The organism is Kitasatospora sp. NPDC047058 (genome assembly GCF_040643935.1).
Taxonomy (GTDB): Bacteria; Actinomycetota; Actinomycetes; order Streptomycetales; family Streptomycetaceae; genus Kitasatospora.
The window spans coordinates 1-8,671 of record NZ_JBEYVJ010000309.1 but is presented as its reverse complement, the minus strand read 5'-3'; the positions used below and the strand labels follow the sequence as shown (position 1 = coordinate 8,671).

Sequence of the window (8,671 nt, the reverse complement as noted above, 5' to 3'; positions counted from 1 at the left end):
AGCCCGGCAGCGGCCTCGGCCTGGCCGCCACCCTCCGGCTGGCCCGCTGGGAGGGAGCCGGAGTACCGACACGGCCACCGGCCCCAGCCGGGGCCCGGCCAGCGGATGCCGGGAGGTGCGCCGTCCCAGGACCACCAGCGAGGCGCTGCGGGAGGCCTCCACCAGGACCCGTGCGGGACTCCACGGGCAGACCTCCGCCTCGGTGCGGACCTCCGGGTACTTGTCCTGCCAGTGGGCCAGCGCGTCCCGCAGCTTGAGCTGCTCGGCCGCCGCCAGCGACTCCCTGATCTCCCGTTCGGCCACCGGGGCCTCGGTGGTGTATGGGCCGTGGGACGTGGTGCGGCTCTCCACCGCGCGCAGGACGGCTCCGGTCTCCGCCGCGTGCCGGAAGGCGAAGGCCAGCACGGCGTCGCACGGACGGTCGCCCTCGACGCCCACGACGACGTCGCCGGGCGATCCGCCCCGCCCGTCCGCTCCGGCACGGACCAGCACGACGGGGCAGGCGGCGCGGGCGGCGGTGCGCAGGCCGACGGAGCCGACCAGCAGGCCGGCGAAGCCGCCGAGGCCGCGCGACCCGAGGACCAGCACCTCGGTCCGGCGGGCGGCGGCGAGCGTCTCCGCGGGGTTGCCGGGGAGGAGCTGCAGCGAGACCTCCAGGCCGGGCAGGGCCGCCGTGATGCGGTCGCGGATCGCGGCCAGGGGCTCCGGTGTCGCGCCCCCGCCCCCGAGGTCGCGGTCCAGGGCATCGACCTCCGTTCCCGCGACGTGGACCAGCCGCAGCGGGAGCCCCCTCCGCCAGGCCTCCTCGGCGGCCCAGTCGGCCGCGGCCGCGCTCTGCGCCGAACCGTCGATCCCCACCACCACGCTGTGCACCATGTGCGTGACCTCCCTGGTCCCCGGGCGGCCGCGGCAGCGGTCTGCGCGGCTCGTCCGGCGACCAGCCTCCCGCCCGGTGCACGGCCGGCCACAGGGGCCGAGCAGCCCCACCGCGGTGCCGAAGGTCCCGGGCCGTCGGCGGGTGCCGTGGGGAAGGGTGCGGCGGGGAAGGTGGGACTGGGGCGTCCGGGGTGTGCCGCCATCTGCGACAATCGGCGCGGCGTCGGAGACGAGGAGGGCATCCGTGAGCAGCGAGACGGTGCGGCCGCGGATGCCGCAGCTCCGGTTGGACGAGTTGCTGGAGGAGCTCCAGGCGCGGATCGACGACGCCCGGGGCACCAGGGACCGGGTGCACAGCCTGCTGGAGGCGGTGCTGTCGGTCGGCCGGGAGCTGGACCTGACGCAGGTGCTGCGGCGGATCGTCGAGGCCGCCGCGGTCCTGGTGGACGCGCGGTACGCGGCACTCGGCGTGATCGGCCCGGACGGCGAGACGCTGTCGCAGTTCCACACGGTCGGGTTGTCGGCGGCGGAGATCGCCCGGATCGGCCCGTACCCGACCGGACGGGGCCTGCTGGGCGAACTGATCCACCATCCGGCGCCGCTGCGGCTGGCGAACCTCTCCGAGCACCCGTCGTCCGTGGGCTGCCCGGCGCACCACCCGGTGATGCGCAGCTTCCTCGGCGTGCCGGTGCGGGTGCGCGAGGAGGTCTTCGGGAACCTCTACCTGACGGACAAGCAGGGCGGGGAGGAGTTCGACGCCGACGACGAGGCGGTGATCTCCACGCTGGCCGTGGCCGCCGGGGTCGCGATCGACAACGCCCGGCTGTACGAGGAGGCCCAGCGCCAGCAGCGCTGGCTGAGCGCGAGCGCGGAGATCACCCGCGCGCTGCTGTCCGGCGGATCCCGGTCGGAGGTGCTGGAGCTGATCGCGCAGCGGGCGCGGGAGATCACCGGCGCGGACCTGGCCGACGTCTCCGTGCCGGTGGCCGGGACGGCTGCGCTGCGGGTGGAGCTGGCGCTGGGCGGGGACACCGGCGTCCGGACCGGCCTGGTGGTGCCGCTGGAGGGGTCGCTGTCGGGCGAGGCCTGCGCCTCCGGGGTGCCGGTGACGACGACGGACCTGGCCGGTGATCCGCGGCTGGCCGCGGGCCCGAGCCGGTTCGACGGGCTCGGGCCGGCGGTCGCGGTGCCGCTGGGCCGGGCGCAGGGACAGATCGACGGCGTGCTGCTGCTGGCCAGGGAGACCGGCCAGCCCGGGTTCACCGACCGGGAGATCGGGCCGCTGCTGGGCTTCGCCGACCAGGCCGCGCTGGCGCTGGAGCTGGCGGAGCGCCGCCGCGACGCCGAGCAGCTGGCGGTGCTGGAGGACCGCGACCGCATCGCCCGCGACCTGCACGACCTGGCCATCCAGCGGCTCTTCGCCACGGGGATGACCCTGCAGAGCGCCGCGCGGCTCATCGACCACTCCGGGGCCTCGGACCGGGTGCTGCGCGCGGTGGGGGACCTCGACGACACCATCAAGATCATCAGGTCGACGATCTTCGGCCTCCGGGCACGGGAGGAGGCCGGCGGCCACGGGCTGCGGGCCCGGGCCGTCCGCGTGGTCGAGCAGGCCCAGGCGGCGCTCGGCTACGCGCCGCGGCTGAGCATGGAGGGCCTGCTGGACACCGACGTCCCCGCGGAGGTGGCGGAGCACGTCCTCGCCGTGCTGGCCGAGGCGCTCAGCAACGCCGCCCGGCACGCGAAGGCCCGCCGGGTCGAGGTGCAGCTCAAGGCGGCGGACGGGCGGGTGGCGCTGTCCGTGCAGGACGACGGTGTCGGCGTCCCCGAGCAGGGGCGGCGCAGCGGGCTGCGCAACCTGGCGGAGCGGGCCCAGGCGCTGGGCGGGTCGTTCGAGCTGGACCGCCCGGCCGAGGGCGGCACCCGGATGGTCTGGTCGGCACCGCTGGCCGTCTGACCCCGGCGGGGGCTCCGGGTCCCCCGCGTCCGATCCCCGTCAGGGGCCGGGGTCCGGCAGCAGGCGTCCGGTGACCAGTTCGGGCCGGATCCGGATCGAGACCTGACGGGACGGCCGGGCCTCGGGCACGGCCGGGGGCTCCGCAGCGGGGTCGTCCGAGACGTCCGCCCGCCCCAGCACGGTCACGCTCCAGCCGGTCCCGTCCGTCGCGTCGACCTCCCCGGCCTCGAACGCCACCACTGCGCCGGAGACCGCCCGCACCAGTTCGGACGGGGCGGTGGCGCGCAGCAGCACGCTGCCGTCCCGGCCGAGCCGGTAGCGGATCGGCAGGACGGCCGGCAGGGCGCCGACCGTGTAGACCACACGGCCGACCGAGGCGCCCGCGAGCAGGAGCAGGCAGTGCCGCGGGTCCAGCGGGTCGTGCGCGGCAGGGGTGCGGTCCGGTTCCATGGGGCCGATTCTTCGCCTCGCGGCCGCGGCGGGCGAGGGTCGTTCGGTCCCCGCCCGGCCGCCTGGTGGTCCCGGGCCGGGCGGTCCCGGGCCACACCGGGCATGTCTGCTCCGGGCCTGCTCCCGGCCTGGGCCGGGTCGTTCCGCCGTCGGCCTGCTCCGGGCCCGACCTGGTTCGTCCCGCGCCGGCCCGCCGGGACCCTCGGATGTCCGCACCGGGACCCGTGGCGACCGGACAAGGGACCGATGGCCCCTGCTGCGCGGTACCCCGCTCCTTCGAGGATCAGCCTCAGCGGACACGGCCACCGGGCCGCGTCAGCCTCCGGCCCGGCACGAAGGAGCACGCGCATGTCCCCAGCCGATCAGGGAAGACCCCCGGCCGACCGGCCGCCGCAGGAGAGGTCCTTCGGGCTGCCCGCCGCGACGGCACTCGTCGTCGGCAGCATCATCGGCACCGGGGTCTTCGCACTGCCGTCCGCCCTCGCCCCCTACGGCCCGATCGCCCTGGTCGCGTTCGTGCTGGTGACGATCGGCGCGCTGGCGCTGGCCGTCACGTTCGGACGCCTGGCCGAACGGTCCCCGGGCAGCGGCGGTCCGTACGTCTACGCCCGCGAGGCGTTCGGCGAGTTCGCCGGCTTCCTGACCGCCTGGTCGTACTGGATCACGGCGTGGGCGGGCAACGCGGCCATCGCCGTGGCCTGGGTGGGATACGTCGAGGTGTTCGTCAACAAGGGACACCACACCTGGGGGTCCGTGGCGATCGCCCTGGTGGGGCTCTGGGCGCCCGCCGCCGTCAACCTCGTCGGCGTGCGCAGCATCGGGGCCTTCCAAGTCGCCACCACGGTCCTGAAGTTCCTGCCGCTGGCGTTCATGGCGACGGCCGGTCTGTTCTTCCTGAAGTCCGGCAACCTCGGTGCCTTCAACGCCTCCGGTACCTCGGCGCTCGGCGCGGTCTCGGCGGCCGGGGCCATCGCCCTGTTCAGCTACATCGGGCTGGAGACCGCCTCGGTGGCCGCCGGCCGGGTCCGCGACCCGCGGCGCAACGTGCCCCGGGCGACGGTCTACGGCACGCTGGCCTGCGCGGTGATCTACCTGCTCGGCACCCTCGCGGTGTTCGGGACCGTCCCGCACGACCGGCTCGTCGGCTCCGGCGCGCCGTTCACCGACGCCGTGAACAACATCGCGGGCGGTACCTGGGCCGGGAACCTGGTCGCCGCGGCGGCGATCGTCTCCGGGCTCGGCGCACTCAACGGCTGGACCCTGATCTGCGCCGAGATGCCGATGGCGGCGGCCCGCGACGGGCTCTTCCCGGCCGCGTTCGCCAGGACCAGGGGCGGGACCAGGGACGGGGTGCCCGCCGTCGGCATCGTCTCCGCGACGGTCCTCGCCTCGGTGCTCACCGTGGTCAGCTACACCCGGTTCACGCAGGTGTTCACCGAGATCGTGCTGCTCAGCGTGCTCACCGCGGTCATCCCGTACCTGGTGTCGGCCGCCGCCCAGCTGCTCGGGCTGGTCCGGCGCGGCCGGGAGGAGCCGGACCGCCGGAGGTTCGCCCGGGACGTCACCGTCACGGTCCTCGCGCTGGCCTTCTCGTACTGGTCGATCCAGGGCAGCGGCTACCAGACCGTCTACTACGGCCTGTTCACCATCCTGCTCGGCATCCCCGTCTACATCTGGCTCAAGCGGCCGCACACCGGCCGGGCCGCCCCGGACCCGGCCGCCGCCCCCGGGCGTCCGTCCCGGCCCGCCCTGCCTGACCGCCCTGCCTGACCGCCCACCGGGGGCACCGGCGCCGCCGTCCGCAGTGGCGCCACCCGCACCGACCACGAGGGAGTACCACCCATGTCCGCTCTGCGTGTCGATTCCGAGGCCGGCCGCCTGCACCAGGTGATCCTGCACCGCCCCGGCCTGGAACTGTCCCGGCTGACCCCGCGCAACGTCGACGAACTGCTGTTCGACGACATCCTGTGGGCCAAGCGCGCCCGCGAGGAGCACGACGCCTTCGCCCAGGTGCTGCGCGACCACGGCGTCCGCGTCCACCACTACGCCGACCTGCTCGGCGAGACCCTCGAACTGCCGCCGGCCCGCGCATGGCTGCTGGGCCAGGTGGTCACCGCGGCCACCGTCGGCCCCGCCCTGGTCGACCCGGTCCGGGAGCTGTGCGGGGAACTGGACGGCGCGACCCTCGCCGACTACCTCATCGGCGGCGTCCTCAAGGACGACCTGCCGCTCGGGACCCCGCGCAGCCTGGTCTGGAGCACCCTCGGAGAGCAGGACTTCGCCCTGCCGCCGCTGCCCAACCACCTCTTCCCGCGCGACAACTCCTGCTGGATCGGCGCCCGGTACAGCCTCAACCCGATGGCCCGCCCGGCCCGCAGCCGGGAGACCCTGCACACCGCCGCGATCTACCGCTTCCACCCGCTGTTCGCCGAGACCGCCCCGCCGCTGCTCGACGGCACCGCCCCGGTGCCGGGCACCACCCTGGAGGGCGGCGACGTGCACGTCGTCGGCGAGGGCGTCGTCATGGTCGGCATGGGCGAGCGCACCACCCCCCAGGCCGTCGAACAGCTCGCGCAGACGCTGTTCCGGTACGGCACGGCACGGCGGGTGATCGCCGTACGGCTGCCCGCGAGCCGGGCCTTCATGCACCTCGACACCGTCCTGACGATGATCGACCGGGACACCTTCGTCCGCTACCCCGGCCTCGCCGAGCCGCTGCGCTCCTGGACCCTGACGCCCGCCCCCGAGCGTCCCGCCGGCTTCGACGTCCGCCCCGACACCGGCCTCGCGGCCTCCCTCGCCGAGGGCCTCGGACTGGAGAAGGTCCGCTTCCTCTCCGCCGACCAGGACGTCCGTGCCGCCGAACGCGAACAGTGGGACGACGGCAGCAACTTCCTCGCGCTGGAGCCCGGGGTCGTCGTCGGCTACGAGCGCAACACCACCACCAACACCTACCTGCGCAAGCAGGGCGTCGAGATCGTCACCATCGCCGGCTCCGAGCTCGGCCGCGGGCGGGGCGGCCCGCGCTGCATGAGCTGCCCGATCCAGCGCGACGCCGTCCACTGAACCGATCCGAGGGGAGACCGTCATGACCACCGACCTGCACGGCCGGCACTACCTGACCGAAGCGGACTTCACCGCCGCCGAGATCCACCACCTCCTCGACCTCGCCGCCGAGCTGAAGGCCGCGCGGCGGGCCGGTACCGAGAGGCCCCGGCTGACCGGCCGCCGGATCGCCCTGATCTTCGAGAAGAACTCCACCCGCACCCGCTGCGCCTTCGAGGTCGCGGCGGCCGACCAGGGCGCCACCACCACCTACCTCGGTCCGGACAGCTCGCACATCGGCCACAAGGAGAGCACCGCCGACACGGCCCGGGTCCTCGGCCGGATGTACGACGGCATCGAGTACCGGGGCTTCGACCAGGACACCGTCACCGAACTCGCCCGCCACGCGGGCGTCCCCGTGTACAACGGCCTGACCGACGCCTGCCACCCGACGCAGAGCCTGTGCGACGTCTTCACGATGCGCGAGCACAGCGGCAGGCCGCTCACCGGGATCTCCTTCTGCTACCTCGGCGACGCCCGCAACAACACCGCCAACTCCCTGCTGACGATGGGCGCCCTGCTCGGCATGGACGTGCGGATCGCCGCGCCGCGCCCGCTGTGGCCGCAGCCGCAGGTGGTCGCCTCGGCCCGGCGGCTCGCGCTGGAGAGCGGCGCGCGGATCACCCTCGTCGAGGACGTCGCGGAGGCGGTCCGCGGCGCCGACTACCTCTGCACCGACGTGTGGGTCTCGATGGGGGAGGAGCCGGAGAAGTGGCGCGAGCGGATCGAGCTGCTGCTGCCCTACCAGGTGAACGCCAAGACCCTGGCGGCCACCGGGAATCCGGAGACCGCGTTCCTGCACTGCCTGCCCGCGCTGCACGACCGTCGCACCGACCTCGGCGCCGGGCTCGCCGAGCAGTACGGCCTGGACGGGCTGGAGGTCACCGACGAGGTCTTCGAATCGCCCGCGAGCCTGGTCTTCGACCAGGCCGAGAACCGGATGCACACCATCAAGGCGGTCCTGGTCGCCACCCTCGGAAGGGACTGAACCATGCGCATCGTCGTCGCCCTCGGTGGGAACGCCCTGCTCCAGCGGGGCGAACACCCCGACGCCGCCGTCCAGTTGCACCACGTCCGGCAGTCCGCCCGGTCGATCGCCGAACTCGTCGAGGCCGGGCACGAGGTGGTCGTCACCCACGGCAACGGCCCGCAGATCGGCCTGCTCGCCGTCGAGAGCGAGACCGACCCCACCCTCACCGCGCCGTACCCGCTGGACGTCCTCGGCGCCCAGACCCAGGGCATGATCGGCACCCTGCTCGCCCGCGAACTCCGCGGCCGCCTGCCGGGGAAGGCGGTGGCCGCCCTGGTCACCCACACCGAGGTCGATCCGCACGACCCGGCCTTCACCCACCCCGCCAAGTTCATCGGGCAGCCGCTCACCGACCGGCAGGCCGAACGGCTCTCCCGCGAACTCGGCTGGTCCACCGCACCGGACGGCCGGGCCCGCCGCCGCGTCGTGCCCTCACCCGAACCCAGGGCGGTGATCGAAGCGCCGCTCGTCCGGCAACTCCTCGGCGGCGGAACGCTGGTGGTCTGCGCCGGAGGTGGCGGGGTGCCGGTCGTCCACGATCCCGACACCGGCCGGCTGACCGGCGTCGAGGCGGTCGTCGACAAGGACCGCACGGCCGCGCTGCTGGCCGAACAGCTCGACGCCGACGCGCTGTTGATCCTCACCGACGTCACCCACGTGTTCGCCGGCTTCGGCACCGCCCACCCCCGGCCGCTCCTCACCGCCACCCCGGCGTGGCTGCGCGGACTGGACCTGCCGGAGGGCTCCATGCGCCCCAAGGCCGAAGCCGCCGCCTCCTTCGTCGAGCGCACCGGCGGCCTGGCCGCGATCGGTCCCGTCGACAACGCCCTCGGCATCCTGCTCGGCACCACCGGCACCGCGGTCCGCACGGCCGTGCCCGCCGGTGCGCCCTCCCACCACGCCGGCTGACCGGAAGGAAGTCCGATGACATCCCTGACACCCCGGCAGGCCCGATCCGCCGTCGACGTCCGGGTGACGACCCGGGGCGCGGTCTCCCCGGCCGCGCCCGGCTACGCGAGGGCCAAGGTCCTGGTGCTGCTCGGCCGGGCCCACGAGCCCGTCCTCGCGGCCCGCGTGAAGCTGTCCCAGGAGTCCCACCACACGGTGGCCCGCCCGTCCGTCGCGCAGGCCATGGTCGACCTGCTCCAGGACCGTCTCAAGGTCCAGCTCGCCAAGGCCCGGCAGCGAGAACACGCGCTTCCTCCAGCGGGCCGGCCTGCCGACCGCCCAGGCGCTGTCCAGCGTCGGCGTCG

General features: G+C 74.8%; 8 protein-coding genes. 6 read left to right on the top strand and 2 right to left on the bottom strand.

Translation table 11 applies throughout. From position 1 onward, the window contains the following. Positions 1-876: universal stress protein (locus ABZ885_RS30955; protein WP_360195835.1), on the bottom strand; the 876-nt coding region annotated here is incomplete at its 3' end. 271 nt (positions 877-1,147) lie between these two features. Here ABZ885_RS30955 and ABZ885_RS30950 point away from each other — a divergent pair. Beyond that, positions 1,148-2,833 carry a GAF domain-containing sensor histidine kinase gene (locus tag ABZ885_RS30950; protein WP_360195837.1) on the top strand — a complete coding sequence of 562 codons (1,686 nt, stop codon included), beginning with the start codon at positions 1,148-1,150 and terminating at the stop codon, positions 2,831-2,833. Positions 2,834-2,872: 39 nt separating this feature from the next. On the opposite strand, the gene ABZ885_RS30945 is transcribed toward ABZ885_RS30950, so the two are convergent. Further along, complete coding sequence (locus ABZ885_RS30945) at positions 2,873-3,283, bottom strand: pyridoxamine 5'-phosphate oxidase family protein (RefSeq protein WP_360195832.1); 411 nt, start codon at positions 3,281-3,283, stop codon at positions 2,873-2,875. 348 nt (positions 3,284-3,631) lie between these two features. Between ABZ885_RS30945 and ABZ885_RS30940 the strand changes: the two genes are divergently transcribed. The 5 genes from ABZ885_RS30940 to ABZ885_RS30920 form a co-directional block, all read left to right on the top strand. After that, on the top strand, positions 3,632-5,053 hold the full coding sequence (locus ABZ885_RS30940; protein WP_360195829.1) for an amino acid permease: 1,422 nt from the start codon (positions 3,632-3,634) through the stop codon (positions 5,051-5,053). Between the two features lie 72 nt (positions 5,054-5,125). Continuing rightward, complete coding sequence (locus tag ABZ885_RS30935; RefSeq protein ID WP_360195826.1) at positions 5,126-6,349, top strand: arginine deiminase; 1,224 nt, start codon at positions 5,126-5,128, stop codon at positions 6,347-6,349. Between the two features lie 22 nt (positions 6,350-6,371). Beyond that, the gene (argF, locus tag ABZ885_RS30930) at positions 6,372-7,376 is read left to right on the top strand and encodes an ornithine carbamoyltransferase (RefSeq protein ID WP_360195823.1); all 1,005 of its coding nucleotides are present in this window, start codon (positions 6,372-6,374) and stop codon (positions 7,374-7,376) included. Between the two features lie 3 nt (positions 7,377-7,379). After that, entirely contained in the window at positions 7,380-8,327 is a 948-nt protein-coding gene (locus tag ABZ885_RS30925) for a carbamate kinase (protein ID WP_360195821.1), read from the top strand. Between the two features lie 15 nt (positions 8,328-8,342). Further along, positions 8,343-8,671 (top strand): hypothetical protein (locus ABZ885_RS30920; RefSeq protein WP_360195818.1); only part of this gene is annotated, 329 nt, incomplete at its 3' end.

Coding starts and splice junctions, on each gene's coding strand:
- ABZ885_RS30950 (WP_360195837.1), top strand. CDS start 1,148: ATGCCGCAGCTCCGGTTGGACGAGTTGCTGGAGGAGCTCCAGGCGCGG.
- ABZ885_RS30945 (WP_360195832.1), bottom strand. CDS start 3,283: ATGGAACCGGACCGCACCCCTGCCGCGCACGACCCGCTGGACCCGCGG.
- ABZ885_RS30940 (WP_360195829.1), top strand. CDS start 3,632: ATGTCCCCAGCCGATCAGGGAAGACCCCCGGCCGACCGGCCGCCGCAG.
- ABZ885_RS30935 (WP_360195826.1), top strand. CDS start 5,126: ATGTCCGCTCTGCGTGTCGATTCCGAGGCCGGCCGCCTGCACCAGGTG.
- argF (WP_360195823.1), top strand. CDS start 6,372: ATGACCACCGACCTGCACGGCCGGCACTACCTGACCGAAGCGGACTTC.
- ABZ885_RS30925 (WP_360195821.1), top strand. CDS start 7,380: ATGCGCATCGTCGTCGCCCTCGGTGGGAACGCCCTGCTCCAGCGGGGC.